Genomic DNA, 16,778 nt, shown 5'->3' on the forward strand with positions numbered 1-16,778 from the left:
TTCTTCCTGCATGACTTTTCCAACTTCCGCCATGCATTTCTTTTCCATGACCTTCAGGCTCAGTCTGCTCATGGCGGTGGTCTGCATCGCCCTCAGCTCCTGTTCCAAGCTTTTTTCTCCCCGCGGAAGCGGAGAAATACCGGACACGGACCAAACGGAAACGCTCCTGAAAGCGCATGTATTCCACCTGGCGGATTCCATTGGTGAACGGAACGTCTACCACCCCGGCGCCATGGAGCGTTCCGCCCGCTACATTGAACAAAAACTGGAGGAAATGGGTTATGCCGTCACGCGCCAGGCTGTCCATATCCCACCCTCCGGAGAATTCGGCGCCGTCAAGGACTGGACGGCATATAATCTCATCGCCATCAAGAAAGGGACCTCCCCCCGGCCAAAAACGCTCATCGTCGGCGCGCATTACGATACCAAAGTGGGCATGGACAACTGGCACGACCACGGCCCCGCCCGGCCTTCCCGCACCGGAACGCCGGGAGCCAATGACAACGCTTCCGGCGTAGCCGCCCTGCTGGAAACGGCACGCGCCCTTGCAGCAACTTCCACCCTCCACGATGTTTGCCTAGCGGCCTACGCCAATGAAGAGCCTCCCTTTTACCAGACGCCCGCCATGGGCAGCGCCGTGCATGCCAAATCCGTCTCCCTTCATCCGGGCAGGGAAAAAATCATCGGCATGATTGCTCTGGAAACGCTGGGCTGCTATTCTCCCCGGGTGAATAAAAAACGCCAATCCGCCGTAGTTGCCGGATTGGCCGGCCTGCCGGACCGCTGCGACTATGTTGCCTTCCTCTCCACCAACACGGGCCGCAAACTGGCACGCTCCTGCGCGGAGGAATTTTCCACTTTAAGCCGTTTTGCGGTGCGTTCCGCCGTGTTCCCGTATTACGCCCGCGGCGTTTCCTGGTCTGACGACTGGGGATACATGAAGGAGGGCATCCCCTCCTTTGCCGTCACGGATACGGCCTTCCTCCGTTGCGACGATTACCATGAAACCAGCGATACGGCTGAAAAGCTGGACTATCCCCAGTTTGCAAAAGTAGTGCAGGGACTTTCCAAACTCATCATTTCACTCGCCAACAAACCATGAACATGAACCCGGTATTCTTCTCCGCTTTTTTTCCGGCATTCGCCTGCGCCGCAGCCGTACCTCCTGAACCATCCGCGCTGGAGGCCATCTGCCCGCCCTCAGAGGGAAAAGCCTTTCACTCTGGATGGATTTCCCTGGGACTGAAAGCGGCGGATCTGAAAGAAAAACAAGTCTCCGCCGGACACATTACGGATGTGGGGGAAGCGCAGGTTCTGCTTCACTTCCCCGCCGGATGGAAGCCGCAAGACAGGCGCACGGCCCTGTGTATCTTTCCGGGAGGGGGGTATTCCATCCAGGCCATTGAAAAGGAAGGCAGCCGCATTGCCGGCTGGGCGGCGGAACACGGCATGGTGGGGGTTGTCGTGAAATACCGCGTTTCAGGAACCAGCAATGCCTTGGGGAAGTTTCCCGGTCCTCTGCTGGACGCCCGCCAGGCCCTGAGGACCGTGCGGGAAAACGCCTCCTCCCTGGGAATTGACCCTCTCCGCATCGGCGTCATGGGCTTTTCCGCAGGCGGCCATCTGGCGGCCATGACCTCTACGCTGTGGAACCGCACCCTGCCGGAAGAAGCGGAAAATCCGCTGAAAAACATTTCCGCCCGTCCGGATTTTTCCATGTTCATCTATCCCGTCATTTCCATGGCGCCCCATACAACCCACGGGGGAACGCGCAACAAAATATTGGGCCCCCATCCCTCCCCGGCCCTGGAGGAGATGTGTTCCGCGGAGCGGCAAGTGACGAAACAGACGCCCCCGGTCTTCCTCGTCCACGCTCTGGATGACGGCGTTTCCTGCGCCAATAGCAGGTTGATGGAACAGGCCTGCCGGAATAAGGGGGTTCCCGTCAGCCTTAATCTCTATCCCACGGGAGGCCACGGGTATGGCATGGAAAAACGCGGGCATCCCACGGATCAATGGCCGGATGCCGCCGAACAATGGCTCAGGGAACAGGGGTTTCTTCCTTCCCCGGCTTCTGCCCGCGGGGGCGCTCCTTCCGGCGCCGTCCCCTCCTCCGGAACACGGCGGGAATGAATGCGCTAGGACCCAGGTGTGCCGCACCGCAGGGTTGACCGGAACCGGGTCCAGTGGTACTTTTTCCGGGCATGAGTGCGCCCGAAAAGAATTATAAAGACACCATCCTGTTACCGGAAACCGGCTTCCCCATGAGAGGGGATCTGACGAAAAACGAACCCGTACGCCTGAAAAAGTGGGAAGACACCGGGCTGTACGAACGCATTTTGTCCCGCAGGATGGCCCAGGGCGCACCCCGGTTCCTCCTTCATGACGGGCCCCCCTTCGCCAACGGGGATGTGCACATGGGCACCGCCCTGAACAAAATTCTCAAGGATCTGGTCCTGAAATCCAAAACCATGGCAGGCTACGCCGCCCCCTATGTTCCGGGCTGGGACTGCCACGGCCTTCCCATTGAATTCAAGGTAGTTCAGAAGGCCCGTGACCTGGATGCGGCTGAAATCCGTCGGCGCTGTGCGGAATTCGCCAAAGGATTCATTGACATTCAGCGCACTTCCTTCCGCCGCCTGGGCGTGTTCGGCGACTGGGAGAATCCCTACCTGACCATGAAGCCGGCGTATGAGGCCAACATCCTGCGCGTGTTCGCCAAACTGGTGGAAGACGGAGCGGTGTACCAGAGCCGCAAACCCGTCCAATGGTCCTATGGGGCCTATACGGCGCTGGCGGAAGCGGAAATAGACTACAAGGAAAAGGTCAGCACCTCCGTTTTCGTGCGCTTCCCGCTTCTGGACAATCCCCTGGGGCTGAAAGCCTCCATGGTCATCTGGACCACTACTCCGTGGACGCTGCCCGCCAACGTAGGTCTCGCCCTCCATCCGCGTTTCACCTACGTGGCAGGCAGGTTCATGAAGAACGGCCAGACGGAAAACCTCGTCATCGTCAAAGAGCTGCTGGATGCCTTCGCTCAGAAAACGGGCTGGGCTCTTGCGGAAACCATCCGTGAATTCAAGGGAGCCGAACTGGAAAACTGCGAAGCCCGGCATCCCTTCCTTTCCCGAACGTCAACAATCATCCTGGCGGATTTCGTCACCACGGACACCGGAACCGGCATCGTCCACATCGCGCCCGGCCACGGCGCGGACGACTATAACGTGGGACGCCAATACGGATTGCCCGTCCTCTCCCCCGTGGACGACGACGGCAAATACACGGAGGAAGTGGGCGTGCCCTCCCTGGTGGGCAAACATGTCTTTGACGCCAATAAGGACATCATTTCCATGCTGGAACAGGACAACAACCTCTTCGGCGTGGAAGAATACCGCCACCAGTACCCGCACTGCTGGCGTTCCAAGACGCCTATTATTTTCCGGGCCGTGGAACAGTTCTTCATCTCCATGGACAAGCTCCGCCCGCAGGCCCTGGAAGAAATAGACAAGGTGCAGTGGCTGCCCTCCTGGGGCCGCAACCGCATTTACGGCACGGTGGAAGCCAGGCCGGACTGGTGCATCTCCCGCCAGCGCACCTGGGGCGTGCCGCTGCCCGTCTTCTTTGACGAAAACGGCAAAGCCGTCCTGGACGCCGCTCTGGTTCGCAAAATCGCGGATATGGTGGAGAAACACGGTTCCAACATCTGGTTTGAACTCTCCGATGAAGACCTGTGCGAACGCCTCGGCCTGCCGAAGACCTGGAAAAAGGGCAAGGATACGCTGGACGTCTGGATTGATTCCGGCAGTTCCCATATGGCCGTCATGGACAACCGCCCCGGGCTGGACGCGCCGGCGGACCTTTACCTGGAAGCTACGGACCAACACCGAGGCTGGTTCCAGAGTTCCCTGATGCTTTCCGTCGCCTGGCGCGGCAAGGCTCCGTACAAGGCCGTGATGACCCACGGCTTCGTCGTGGACAAAGACACCGGGAAAAAAACCTCCAAATCTGACGCCAAGAGCGGCAAACCCATTGACGCGGCCTATTACTACGACAAATACGGTGCAGACATCGTGCGCCTGTGGGCCGCTTCCGTGGATTGGCAAAATGAAGTCCCCTTCGGGGAAGACCTCTTCAAGCAGGTGACGGAACCCTACCGCCGCCTCCGCAACACCCTGCGCATCCTGCTGGGCAACATCAGCGGATTCGATTTCGCCGCGCAGGCAGTCGCCCCGGAACACATGCCCCTCCTGGACCGCTGGATTCTGGAACGCCTGAACGCCGTCATCAGGGAAACGCTGAAGGCCTATGAAGCCTATGACTTCCGCAAGGCGTTCAGCGCCATCAACCAGTTCTGCACCAGCGACCTGTCCGCCCTGTACGTGGACACCACCAAGGACCGCCTGTACTGCGACTCATCTTCCTCCGTTCGCCGCCGCGCCACACAAACGGCCATGACCATCATCTTCAAGGCTCTGTGCCGTCTGCTGGCTCCCATCCTGGCCTTCACGGCGGATGAAGCCTGGGAATACGCGGGATATGAAGGCAGCGTGCATGAGCAGGACTTCCCCGCCCCCATGCCGGAATACGATACCCAGGAGGCGACCTCCGTCATTTCCCGTCTCCAGGAAATCAAGTCCGTCATTCAGGTAGCCATTGAAGAACAGGTGAAGGCCAAGGTATTTTCCAAAAATAATGAGGCCTCCATCACTCTGAGCGTTCCCGTGAATGAGAGCGAAGACGTCGTGGCGCTTCTGGAAGACCGGGCGTTTGCCACGGAGTTCTTCATCATCGCGGACCTTGACGTGAAAACCGGTCCGGAACTGGCAGCCTCCGCCGCAAAAACGGAACATGCCATGTGCCCGCGCTGCCGCCGGTATGAACCGGCGGCGGAAGGCGGGGACGTATGCGAACGCTGCGCGGAAGTTCTTTCCTGAACCGCATCCACTCCATTTCCCGACCTTTATATGGACCCCCAGACGGAAAAAGAACCCGCCCCCCATAAAAAAACTCCCCCCGGCTGGCTCTGGTGGAGTTTGCTGGGCGCAGGGCTGTATGCGCTGGACCAGGCCAGCAAGCTGTGGATTATCCGCCGCTTCCCGCTGAACTACCTGAACGAAAAGCTCCATAAGTACGCCTATCTGCCGGACTTTCCGGGCTTCCAGCACATCAATGCGGACGGCACGCTGGACTTCGCCACGAACGGACGCATGCCGGAAGCGGAACTGGCTCGGCTCCCGGATCTGAATCCAAACACGGTGGACGCCCTGAACAAATTGAGGGAACTGGAACCCATTTCCTTCCTGGACGGGACCATGAACATTACCCGCGTGCACAACACGGGCGTTGCTTTCGGGCTGGGGAACGGCACCGTCTGGTCCAGCTATCTTTTCCTGGCGGTTCCCGTGCTCGCTATCGTGGTCCTGGTCGTGCTTTACCGGAAAAACTTCTTCCACACGGCATGGCTCAAGCTGGCCTATGTTCTGCTGCTGGCGGGCGTAGCCGGCAACCTGACGGACCGCCTGATTCAAGGCTTCCTGATTCCGTATGAGCAGCAGCACGGCTTCTTCACCAAGCTGATGAACGGTTACGTGGTGGACTTCATTGACGTCACCATCCCCCTCTTCAACTACCGCTGGCCCGCCTTCAACGTGGCGGACTCCTGCATCTTCGTAGCGGCAATTATTTTCTTCATCGCCAGTATTTTCTCCGCCAGGAATAAAGAAGAAAAAACATCCTGAAACGCCCATGACCACCCGGCTCGCCATTCTGTCAGGACTGCTTTTGTGCGGGAGCCTCGCCTCCGGCAAAAATGAATTGTCCTTCAAGGAAACGGTAGTTCCGGTAAAGGCGGCTCCGGACCAGGACAGCATCACCGCCACCTTCCCCTTCACCAACACGTCCGGCACCCCGGTCACTATCAGTAAAATCCATGTTTCCTGCGACTGCACCACCGCCGGAGCGAAGGATAACAAGCTGACGTATGCCCCTGGGGAATCCGGCGTCATCAGTGCCGTGATGAAAACCGGCAATTTTTCCGGTACCGTGGACAAGGACATGACGGTGCATGCCAACGGCTCCGCCTACAAGCTGGTGATACGCGCGCAAATCCCGGACATCATCCGGATGGAGCCCCGCAAGCTGGAATGGGCCAGGGGAGAAGCCGCCGCGCCCAAAACCATTAAAATCACCATCTCCAAAGAACTGCCCGTCAACCTGACCACGGTGGATTTGACGGGAGACGCCTTTGACTACGAACCTGTGACCGTGAAAAAAGGCAGGGAATATAAAATCATCGTCACCCCCAAATCCACGGCCAAACCGGCCTTCAACACCATCTGGGTGCGCACGGATTCTACCGTGCCGCGCTACAAGCGCCAAATGGGGTTCCTGGCCATCAAAGAAAACTGACATCCGCCCTTCCTTCCATGAGAGACGCTTTTTCCACCGCTCTGAAACTCCTGCTGGCCGTATTTCTGCTGGCCGTAGGCGTCGCCGCGCTGGACCTGCGCGTCATCCAGCCGTTCCGCACGCCGCCCTGCAACCCGGAAACGCTGGTGGAAGGGCACGTGTGCCTCTCCCAGATATTAAAGGAATGGCCGGGGAAAATCCTCTGGATAGACGCCAGAAAACAGGACGACTTTGAACGCCATACCGTCACACAGGCTCCCGTTTACCCCATCCGCCCGGCAGATGCCAATTACCAGGAACTCCTGGCGAATGCCATGGAAGCCCTGATGACGGCAGAGGACAGGGGATTCTGCATCGTCATCTTTTGCAGCAGGGACTGCACCTCCAGCGCGGCCGTGGCCAATGAACTGAAAAAGCCGGAATACGGCATCCGAGCGCCCATTTTCATTCTGGAAGGGGGCTGGGATGAATTGCGCAAAGAACCCTCACTCGTACCATAGCCATGCTTGACACAGCAACCATTCGCCCGCAGTTCCCCATTCTGGAAACCAGCGTGCACGGCAAGCCTCTCATTTACCTGGACAATGCGGCCACCACGCAAAAGCCCCTGGCCGTACTGGACGCCATCCGCCATTACTACGATACGGAAAACGCCAATGTGCACCGCGGTTCCCACTACCTGAGCCAGCTCGCGACGGAAGCGCATGAAGAATCGCGGGAAACGGTGGCGCGGTTTATCAACGCGCCGGAAACGGCGGAAGTCCTGTTCACCTCCGGCTGCACGATGGGCATCAACCTGGCGGCGGATACCATCGCCGGGTCCGGCATGGTCAAACCGGGAGACGAAGTCATTGTTACCGCTTCCGAACACCATTCCAACATCGTTCCCTGGCAAATGCTGTGCGAACGCACGGGCGCCGTCCTGAAAGCGGTTCCCCTGACGCCGGGCCAGACCCTGGACATGGAAGCTTACCGGAACATGCTTTCCCCCCGCACCCGCATCGTAGCCGTGGGACACGTCTCCAACACGCTGGGGACAGTCAATCCCGTGCGGGAAATGACCGCGCTCGCCAAAGCGAACAGGCAGGAAACCATCGTGCTGATTGACGGGGCCCAGGCTGTCTCCCATATGAATGTGGATGTTCAGGAACTGGGCTGCGACCTGTATGCCTTTTCCGGCCACAAGCTGTACGCGCCCACCGGCATCGGCGCGCTGTGGGGGAAAAGGGAGCTGCTGGAAAAACTGCCGCCGTGGATGGGCGGCGGGGAGATGATCAAGGAAGTCACCTTTGAAAAAACCGTTTACAACGACATTCCTTTCAAATATGAAGCGGGAACGCCCAACATAGGCGGGGCTGTGGGTCTGGCGGCCGCCATCCGCTACGTCTCCGGACTGGGCCTGGACAACATCGCCGCCCATGAACAGAAACTGACGGATATGGCGGTGGAAGGCCTGAAAGCCATGCCGCGCCTGACCGTACTGGCGCCGGACGTGCCGCACAGCGCCGTGGTCTCCGTTCTGGCGAAGGGCATCCACCACTATGACCTGGGTACGCTGCTGGATCAGATGGGGATTGCCGTAAGAACCGGGCACCATTGCTGCCAGCCGCTCATGTGCGCCCTGGGCACCACCGGGACAACCCGCGCCTCCTTTGCCCTGTACAATACGGAAGAGGAAGTGCAGACCTTCCTCAAATCCATGAACCGGGCGCTGGACATGCTCTCCTGAACCACCCTCCCTTCCCTTTTTATTTACACCGCTCATCATGAAAACGGTTTCCATCCTTCTTTTAGGACTGGCCATAGGCCTTTCCGGCTGTTCCCTGCACCAGCGGCAGGAAATGGAGTACGCCCATTACCAGGATGACGCCGCAGCCATCCGGGAAGCCCATGCCGCATGGCTCATTCTTTCCTCTCCCCAACGCAGCCGGGAATGGCCGGAAGCCCGGAAAAAATATAACGCGTGCATTCGGGAGCTGGCCTCCCACTTGAAGGAAGCCAAACGCAAAGGGGGCATGAATGAGGCGAAGCGCCTGAGCCTTCCCTTCGTCATTGAAAAATCCTCCTACGCCAGGGACAGCAATCCGTGGTTCTATGAGGCCATTTTCATGTCCGATGAAGTGGACCCCACCTTCCGCCTGCGGGAAAGCGTAACCGTGGAGGGAATGGGCATACCGCTGGCGGGGCTGGCGCCCCGGGGCGGCTCCCTCCCACATGCCAACGTGCTTAAGGACAACGGCAACGTGCACACGCTGACAGCCATTCTGGACTTTGACCGCATGGTGGACGGCAAACCTACCCTCCGCACCATTCCGCGCCTGATGAATGAACATATTTTCATTGGCAAAAACAAGGTGCGGCAGCCGCTGGCGGCCAATTTTTCCGTCCCTATCGCCCTGTTCTGGAAGCTTTCCGACGCAGACGGGACGGAACTGCTGGGGGCATTCCGCCCGAAAAAGGCCATCAATACGATGGGGCTTTATTTTTCCGAACCCTATGACCCCCGGAAAATACCCGTGGTTTTCACCCACGGCCTGATGTCCGGCCCCGCCACCTTCGCCAACCTGACCAACCGTCTCCTAGTGGATCCGGTCATCCGGGAAAACTACCAATTCTGGTTCTTCGGCTATCCGTCCGGGCTGGCCTGGACCATTCCGGCCAGCAGGCAGCGGCAAGCCCTGAAGGAGCTCATGCAGGAATACAATCCCCGCGGCACATCCAGGGAAATGAACAATATCGTCATGGTGGGGCACTCCATGGGCGGCCTCATCACCCGCTTCAACAATTCCACCAAACCCTGGACGCTGATGAAGGGAGTATTTGAGCTTTCTCCGGAAACGTTTGAGGGAATGACGCTGGAAAACTGGAAGAAAGGGCTGGCCCCCCTCCATTATGATGAACAAACGCTTGAACGGCTCCAGAATAATTTCATCTTTTCCCCGCCCCAGGGAGTCACGCGCATCGTGTACATGGCCACCCCGCACCGCGGTTCCACTTTCGCGGACAACTGGATAGGAAGACTGGGCCAGCGCCTGATTGACCTCCCCTCGGACATGCTGGAAGAAGTCACCCGCATCGCTACACTCAGCCGCGGCATGTTCCTACTCAATCCGTTGAAAATGAAAGACGAGCTAACCAGCATCCGCCAGCTTTCCCCGAACTCATCCCTGGTCAAATACATGTCTGAACTGCGCGGTTCTCCCAATGTTCCCGTTCATTCCATCATCGGAGACAGAGGCAGGAATGACACGCCCAATTCCTCCGACGGAGTGGTCAAATACCAGTCCTCCCATCTGGACTGGAGCGCCAGCGAAAAAATTGTTCCTTCCGGGCACAGCGTGCAGGATGACCCGGCATCCGCCGTGGAACTGCGGCGCATCCTCCGGGAACACCTAGTCAAGGTCAAAGGCCGTAAAACGCTGGAAGAAGCGGACGCACGGGCCGCTACCCCGGTATGGCAAACCAATCCCTCGCCTCCCCTCATTCTGAAAAGGCCCTGATGCAGGAAATCAAATGCTCTTGTCCATGCAAGACTTCCTCTCCTCGCTCCTCTCATCCATCATATACGGCGAAATAACGTCCAAAACAAAAAAGGAAGAACATTTCCTGAATAAAAAGAAGACCCGGGAAACCGTCAAAAAATATCAACTCCCCGCGGGGATCATCGCTTACTCCTTCAGCCTTTTGCTGCTCCTGCTGATAGCAGCAGCGATTTTCCAGTCAAAAGGCCAACCCATAACGGCTCTGTTTCTGGGGTCCCTGTATGTCCTGACGTTAACAGAGGGGACGGCATTATTCATCCGCCTTCTCTGCCGCTGCCGGAAAAGCTGGAACGAACAGGATTTTTACCTCTCCGTGGCCGTCTGCGGCAACATGCCGCCGCGTCGGTTGAAACAACTGAAATTCCTTCTGATCATTACGGCCTGCTCCGGTCTGGCCTGTTCAGCCTTCCTTTTCCTGGCTACCCTGATTTAACCGGCCGGTTGAGGAAAAGGGAATGCCGCGGACGGACATGATTGGCGCCCGTCCAGCATCAGGACATCCCCTCCGCCAAAATATGCCTGCCTATAGAGTTGCTCCCGGTGGGGAATTTAAGGTAGAGTGGAGACCGATACTATTCCACCTGCCTTTTTCCATGCCTGCCGACGATTCCCTCCCCTTGGACCAGCTTTCCTCTCTCTTTCCCCAATTGGAAAATATCCAGCTTGTCGGAGCCAAAGGCCCCCAGCAAATCTTTACGGCTACCCTGAAATCCAACTTTGCTCCCGTCATGCTGCGGGTAGTTCCCACGGAAGAAGCCGGCATCTTCGGCTGGGATCCAGAATTCATCGTCCGCTCCCTCACCATCGTGGAACAATCCCATCAGGGGCTTCTGCGCGTTTATGAAACAGGACAGGCGGGACCGTTTACTTTCATCATTTCCGAGCACTCCCCCTACCCGCGTCTGGCGGATATGGCCACCCTTCCCCAAATATCTCCCCAGGCGGCGCTCAACCTGGTGCGCAACATGGCGGAAGGACTGCTGACGCTCCACCGGAAAAACATTTTTCACGGGGGCATTACGCCCAAGCTGATTTGCCTGCGCGAAGACGGCGGAGACGCCCTGCTGCTGCCCATCAACATTTATCCCGCCCAATCTCCGGTGGATATGGGGGACTTCGCCTCTCCGGAGTGGGTCACCGGGGCGGAAACCACGTTCACGCCGGGCATGGATATTTACGCGCTGGGGCTGGCGCTCTACATTCTGCTTACCCGCAAAACGCCGATGGAAGCGGGTTTTGCCATGCCCTCCTCACTGATCAAATGCAGCGATGCCGTGGATTCGGTAGTCTCCCGCGCCATCAATCCGGATACCCGGGAACGCTACCGGGACCTGGGGAATTTCATCACGGATCTGGATAAAGCCATTGCCCATCCTTCGGGAAGAAACGCGGCAGCCATCCCTCCGCCGCCATCTTCCCCGGCCATTCCGGTTCTGAACATGCAAAAAGGGCAGTCCAATATCTATTACTATCTCATTCCGGCCCTGATCATAGGCATTGTGCTGACCTATACCTGCATCCTGTATAAGAAGGATGTCGTCAAAATGCGCAATGATTATAATGAGCAGGTGCAGAAGGAAAATAACGCGAAAGCGGAAGCGGCAAGACAGGCGAACAGGGAAGCGCTCCGCCACGCCCCGTCCGCCGCGAAACACGCCGCTGCGGCCATTCCTTCACCTGTTCCGTCCGCACGTCCGGAGCAGGCGCCGGCAGTTCCCAAAGTTTCCGGGGAACCCGGCAAAGTCAACTGGAGCCTTCAGCCCGGCGTCAAGGTGCGCCAGAGTTCCAACCGCAATATGCTGGCAGCTTACGGTCCGGAAAAGGCCGTTGACGGCAATACCAGCTCCAGGATTTCCGATGTTTCCATCAGCGCCACAGGCGTGGTTGAAGGAAAAACCGCCTGGTTCGGCATTGACTTCGGCAGGGAAACCAACCGCACTATAGAAAAGGTGGTCATTTACACGCCGGCCAATCTGACGCTGCTGGGCACCATGGAAAACTTCAAGGTCATCCTCTACGACAATGACAAAAACGTGCTGGCGGAAAAAACCTTCAGCACTACTCCTTCGGAAAAATCCACCAACATCACTTCCTGGGAACTGGACGCTCCAGTCAAAGCGCGCGCCTTGCGCGTGGAATCCTCAAATCCGTCCCACCCGCTGGCGTTGACGGAAGTGGAAGCGTACGGACCGGAAGATGCGGAGGACACACCGGTTCCCGCATCTGCGGAAAAATAATGATTCGGCAGCGCTGTCCCCGGTCGGAAACACCTCCTGGAGCCAAGCAGAAGGCCATCGCCTCCTTTCCTCCTCCCGAAATGAGAGTTGGGCGGCGCCGGAAGGAAAGTCACGCGCTGCGTTCCGGAATTGGCTTCGCGTATGAAACTGTCCGGCTCCTGCTTTCTTTTCTTGAAGACCTTTAGATCCAGTGCGGGAAAATCTGAAAGAACGCATTCGCTCCGGGCCCGCCCTCTCTCCTCACCCCCGAAAAAGCGCTTCCACCCCATATGAACTGCGGGAAAATATCTTGAAGCGGCTGTTGCTCCAGCGTCCTTTTCCCCATTCAGAAAGAGCAACACTCCGAAAATAAAAAAACCCGGCGCCGCCTCACGGCGGGCCGGGCCAGCAAAATAGCAATTCTTCCGATTACCGGTTGGCGGACTTCACAATCATGGCATCCTTGCCGATGCGGCCGCGCAGGTAGTGAAGTTTGGCGCGGCGGACTTTGCCGCGGTTCACGACTTCAATCTTGGCAATGCGGGGAGTATGCAGGGGGAATACGCGTTCCACGCCTTCGCCGTAGGAAATCTTGCGGACGGTGAAAGCTTCATTGATGCCGGAACCGCGCTTGGCGATCACAATGCCCTGGAAAATCTGGATACGTTCCTTGCCGCCTTCAATAACACGAGTGTGAACCTTGATGGTATCACCTACGTTAAATGGGGTCACATCCGCCTTGAGTTGCTCTTGCTCGATTTTATTGATAATGTTCATCTTGTGTTATCTATTGCTGGTGAATATCAGTAAAAGGAAAACTTACGGGACGCAGAATATGAGCCATAATCCCCTAAAAGGCAATCCAAATTTGCCATACGTCCTTAATTTATTTTTTCGGCGGGGCCGGCGGCGGAGCCACTCTGGCGAGCCACTCCTCCAGCGCCGGAAGAAAAGCGGAGGAAGACATGAGGCCCCGGATGCCGTCCGCCCGCTGCAGAAAGGCCTTGTTCCCGCCCCGGGCCCGTTCCGCCAGCAGGATTTCCAGCAGCAGGCGCGCGCGGGTGCGGGCATTGGCCGCGCCGTCCAGGGCGGAGGAAAGAAACTCTCCGGCGCGGGCCGGTTCCTTCCGGTACAGGCATTCCAGAGCCAGAGCTTCATAAAGGCAGGAGAAAGGGGCTTTCCGGGCGGACTCCGTCAGACGCGCTGAACGGTCCTTCCAGCGGTCTCCAAACTGCACGGAGGAAGCCCACCACCCCTGGAAATAACGGTCTTCTTCCGTCGGCTCCACGTCCATATCCTTCATGCGGGCGTATGGACGGTACAGGGGGTCTCCGAACACCACCCCCTGCCAGGACAGCACAGGCATGCTCATCCAGGAGGCCTCCGCCACGGTATAGCCGTCCAGGAGGCGGTCCACAAAAATATCAAAGCGGTGGCAGGCGCCCAGGAACGGCTCATACACGTTTCCCACCGTCACAGCAGCCCCCTTTTCCAACAGGGCGGAACTCCACCCCTTGCCGGGAACCTTGAAATCGGCGGCGCTGAAAGAATGCAGGTGCATGGCTATCGCCCCGGGCCGGAAGCGGAACGAAGGGTCTGAAAACGGTCCGTTCGCCTTCCCCGCATACCACCCGCAATAAAGAGCCGTATCCCGGCTCAGGGGGAATTTTTCCGGCAGAGTCTGAGGCCAGTCGTCCAGATAAACGGGAATGCCCGCCTCCCTCACGCGCTTGAACACGTCATCCATCCACCGGTCCCCCTGGGCATAGGGGCCGCCCCGGTCCACAACAGCCCACCCCCATAAACCCTGTTTCTCCACCTTCGCCGGCTCCGTCACCAGCCGCATGCAGGTATCGGGCGTCAGGCCGTCCAGGCGGCATACCAGAAACGAAGGAAGACCGGCCCCCACAAAATCCTCCCTCTTATTAAAATAGGGATTCACCTGCCAGGATTTCCTTTCATAACCGCTCACCGCCAGCAGCGCCAGTTCGGAATCCACCGCCGCCCGGTCCGTCTGCATCTGGTTGACCCCTTTCCCGGGCTGGGGAGCGGGCGTTTCATGCCGAATCTTCATCGGCAGATCCGCCATCAGCGCCAGCACAAAAATCTTCCGGTCCATCAAGGGGGAGGACGCAATGCCGGAAGGCGTCCACCACCGTTGTTTCCGCGCCGTCTCCAGCAGCGGGACGCGAATCGTCTCCTCATACTCCTTCCGCGAAATTTCGCCGGTCATGGGGCAATCCAGAGAAACAAGGTTCCCTTCCGGAACGCCGCGCACCCGCGCATATTCCCTGGCCATGCGGCGGCTCAACTCGGATTTTCCGTTATAAACCACGGCCACATGAGCAGGCAGCAGCTCATAGGCACACGCGGCGGAAAACCACGACGCCAGCAGAAATAACACGGCTAATCCACTCCTGTACATGCCCCTACCATACCTCATCTCCCGGGGCAATCAAGCAGGTGAAAAGGACGGCCGCGAATTCGCCATTTTTCCGCTTTTCGCTTCACATCCTAAAAAAATCCGCTTTAATAACTCTTGATGTATTGCAGGCCTCCCCCCTGCATTCCCCTATAACCATCACACGCATATGATTCAGCAAATTGACCATATCGGCATCGCCGTCAAGAGTCTTGACGCCACCGTTCCCTATTACCGCGATGCGCTCGGGCTCGGCGAGCCCCACATTGAGGAAGTCCCCACTCAAAAGGTCCGCGTCGCCATGTTTGACGTTGCCGGCGTCCACATCGAACTGCTCGAACCCACCTCTCCGGAAAGCGCCATCGCCAAGGCTATTGAGAAAAAAGGGGAAGGCATCCACCACATCGCTTTCAAGACCAATGACATCGCCGGAAATATCTCCCAGGCCAAGGAAGCGGGCCTTACCGTGCTGAACGATCCGCCCGTCCCCGGCGCCCACAACACGCAGGTCACCTTCCTGCATCCCAAGTGCACCTTCGGCGTCCTGACCGAGTTCTGCCAGCACCCCGGCGGCTGCGAATGCGGCAAGTAACATTCTCCCTATTCACCATACCACTATACCAATGGCTATTGATCCCAAATTGATTGACGATCTGAACAGCCGCCGCAAGAAGGTGATCCTCAGCGGCGGTCAGGAAAAGATCGACAAGAGACACGAAAAGGGCGAAATGACGGCCCGCGACCGCATGGGGTACCTCTTTGAGGAAGGCACCTTCTCGGAAATCGGCATGCATGTGCGCCACAACTGCCACAACTTCGGCATGGGCAAGAAGGAAATCCCCGGCGACGGCGTCGTTTCCGGCTTCGGCCTGGTGGACGGCCGTCCGGTGGCTTGCGCTGCCTCCGACTTCCTGGCCCAGGGCGGATCCCTCGGCTACATGCACGCCATGAAAATTGCGGATGCCCAGAAGTACGCCCTGAAGGCCGGCATCCCGATGGTGACCGTGAACGACTCCGGCGGCGCGCGCCTCCAGGAAGGCGTGGCGGCCCTTTCCGGTTATGCCCAGGTGTTCTACAACAATGTGCTTGCCTCCGGCGTGGTTCCGCAAATCTCCATGATCCTGGGCCCCTGCGCGGGCGGCGCGGCCTACTCCCCCGCCCTGACGGACTTCATCATCATGCGCAATTCCGGCAACGCCGGCATGTACATCACCGGCCCCAAGGTGATTGAACAGGTCACGTATGAAAAATGCACGATGGACGACATCGGCTCCGCCGCCATTCACGCCACCGTGTCCGGCAACGTCCATTTCGTAGCGGACAGCGACGCGCACGCCATGGACATCCTGAAGAGGCTGCTTTCCTTCCTTCCTTCCAACAACACGGAAGAACCGCCTCACAAACTGGACACCCCGCTTGACCTGAGCGCAGACGAAGGCATGAGCGACCTGATTCCCGGCGACAACCGCACGCCGCTGGACGTCCAGCCCATCATCAGCCGCCTGGTGGACAACGGGGACTTCCTGGAAGTGCATAAGGACTTCGCCAAAAACGTCGTCGTCGGCTTCGGCCGCATCTGCGGCGTAGTAGTCGGCATCATCGCCAACCAGCCCAACGTGAAAGCCGGCTGCCTGGATATCGACTCCTCCGACAAGGCCGCACGCTTCATCCGCTTCTGCAACGCATTCAATATTCCGTTGGTGAACCTGGTGGACGTGCCCGGCTTCCTGCCCGGCAAGAACCAGGAACGGGGCGGCATTATCCGCCACGGCGCCAAACTCATCTTCGCCTATTCCCAGGCCACGGTGCCCAAAGTCACCCTGATCATGCGGAAAGCCTACGGCGGCGCCTACATCGCCATGTGCTGCAAGGATCTGGGCGCTGACGCCGTCTTCGCCTGGCCCGGCGCGGAAATCGCCGTCATGGGCGCGGAAGGCGCCGTTCCGGTGCTCTACGGCCGTGAATTGAAGGCTGTGGAAGACCCGTCGGAAAAAGCCAAGCGCCAGGGAGAACTCCTTGAAGAATACCGGGAAGCCTTCTACAACCCGTATGTGGCGGCCGGCATGGGGCAGATCACGGAAGTCATCAATCCGGAAGAAACCCGCGCCAAAATCGCCTTCGCCCTGCGCACCCTGCTGAACAAGAAGGAAGTGCGCCCGGCCAAGAAACACGGCAACATTCCGCTCTAAC

The 16,778-nt window shown here is 58.4% G+C and carries 14 protein-coding genes; 12 read left to right on the forward strand and 2 right to left on the reverse strand.

Annotated elements, in window-relative coordinates:
- The first annotated feature begins 10 nt into the window (after positions 1–10).
- From CI070_RS00300 to CI070_RS00345, 10 genes are all read left to right on the forward strand, one after another.
- Positions 11–1,102 (forward strand): M28 family peptidase, encoded by a 1,092-nt coding sequence (locus tag CI070_RS00300; RefSeq protein WP_094136580.1) that lies wholly within the window; start codon positions 11–13, stop codon positions 1,100–1,102.
- Positions 1,099–2,133: an alpha/beta hydrolase gene (locus tag CI070_RS00305; protein WP_094136581.1), complete on the forward strand. Its 1,035-nt coding sequence runs from the start codon at positions 1,099–1,101 to the stop codon at positions 2,131–2,133. Before CI070_RS00300 ends, CI070_RS00305 begins: the two co-directional genes overlap by 4 nt.
- Before the next feature lie 71 nt (positions 2,134–2,204).
- A complete protein-coding gene (ileS, locus tag CI070_RS00310) occupies positions 2,205–4,934 on the forward strand; it encodes an isoleucine--tRNA ligase (RefSeq protein WP_094136582.1) in 2,730 nt (909 codons plus the stop codon).
- Positions 4,935–4,964: 30 nt separating this feature from the next.
- Positions 4,965–5,738, forward strand: a complete 774-nt coding sequence (locus tag CI070_RS00315; protein ID WP_065529542.1) for a signal peptidase II — start codon at positions 4,965–4,967, stop codon at positions 5,736–5,738.
- Between the two features lie 7 nt (positions 5,739–5,745).
- Complete coding sequence (locus CI070_RS00320; protein WP_094136583.1) at positions 5,746–6,408, forward strand: DUF1573 domain-containing protein; 663 nt, start codon at positions 5,746–5,748, stop codon at positions 6,406–6,408.
- 17 nt (positions 6,409–6,425) lie between these two features.
- Positions 6,426–6,908, forward strand: a complete 483-nt coding sequence (locus CI070_RS00325) for a rhodanese-like domain-containing protein (protein WP_094136584.1) — start codon at positions 6,426–6,428, stop codon at positions 6,906–6,908.
- Positions 6,909–6,910: 2 nt separating this feature from the next.
- Positions 6,911–8,137, forward strand: coding sequence for an aminotransferase class V-fold PLP-dependent enzyme (locus CI070_RS00330; protein ID WP_094136585.1), 1,227 nt, complete (start codon positions 6,911–6,913; stop codon positions 8,135–8,137).
- Between the two features lie 37 nt (positions 8,138–8,174).
- The gene (locus tag CI070_RS00335; protein ID WP_094136586.1) at positions 8,175–9,908 is read left to right on the forward strand and encodes an esterase/lipase family protein; all 1,734 of its coding nucleotides are present in this window, start codon (positions 8,175–8,177) and stop codon (positions 9,906–9,908) included.
- A 25-nt stretch (positions 9,909–9,933) separates the two neighbouring features.
- Positions 9,934–10,383, forward strand: coding sequence for a hypothetical protein (locus CI070_RS00340; protein ID WP_143245638.1), 450 nt, complete (start codon positions 9,934–9,936; stop codon positions 10,381–10,383).
- A gap of 160 nt (positions 10,384–10,543) precedes the next feature.
- A complete protein-coding gene (locus CI070_RS00345; RefSeq protein ID WP_179218417.1) occupies positions 10,544–12,187 on the forward strand; it encodes a protein kinase domain-containing protein in 1,644 nt (547 codons plus the stop codon).
- Positions 12,188–12,595: 408 nt separating this feature from the next.
- Here CI070_RS00345 and rplS read toward each other — a convergent pair whose 3' ends face one another.
- A complete protein-coding gene (gene rplS, locus CI070_RS00355) occupies positions 12,596–12,943 on the reverse strand; it encodes a 50S ribosomal protein L19 (protein ID WP_012419257.1) in 348 nt (115 codons plus the stop codon).
- A gap of 109 nt (positions 12,944–13,052) precedes the next feature.
- Positions 13,053–14,570, reverse strand: a complete 1,518-nt coding sequence (locus CI070_RS00360) for a TIGR03790 family protein (protein ID WP_179218418.1) — start codon at positions 14,568–14,570, stop codon at positions 13,053–13,055.
- Positions 14,571–14,757: 187 nt separating this feature from the next.
- On the opposite strand from CI070_RS00360, the gene mce reads away from it, so the two are divergent.
- Positions 14,758–15,180, forward strand: coding sequence for a methylmalonyl-CoA epimerase (mce, locus tag CI070_RS00365; protein WP_022197871.1), 423 nt, complete (start codon positions 14,758–14,760; stop codon positions 15,178–15,180).
- A 31-nt stretch (positions 15,181–15,211) separates the two neighbouring features.
- Positions 15,212–16,777: an acyl-CoA carboxylase subunit beta gene (locus tag CI070_RS00370; RefSeq protein ID WP_094136591.1), complete on the forward strand. Its 1,566-nt coding sequence runs from the start codon at positions 15,212–15,214 to the stop codon at positions 16,775–16,777.
- Position 16,778 lies beyond the last annotated feature (1 nt).

It is taken from the genome of Akkermansia muciniphila (assembly GCF_900184965.1).
GTDB classification, from domain to species: Bacteria; Verrucomicrobiota; Verrucomicrobiia; order Verrucomicrobiales; family Akkermansiaceae; genus Akkermansia; species Akkermansia muciniphila_A.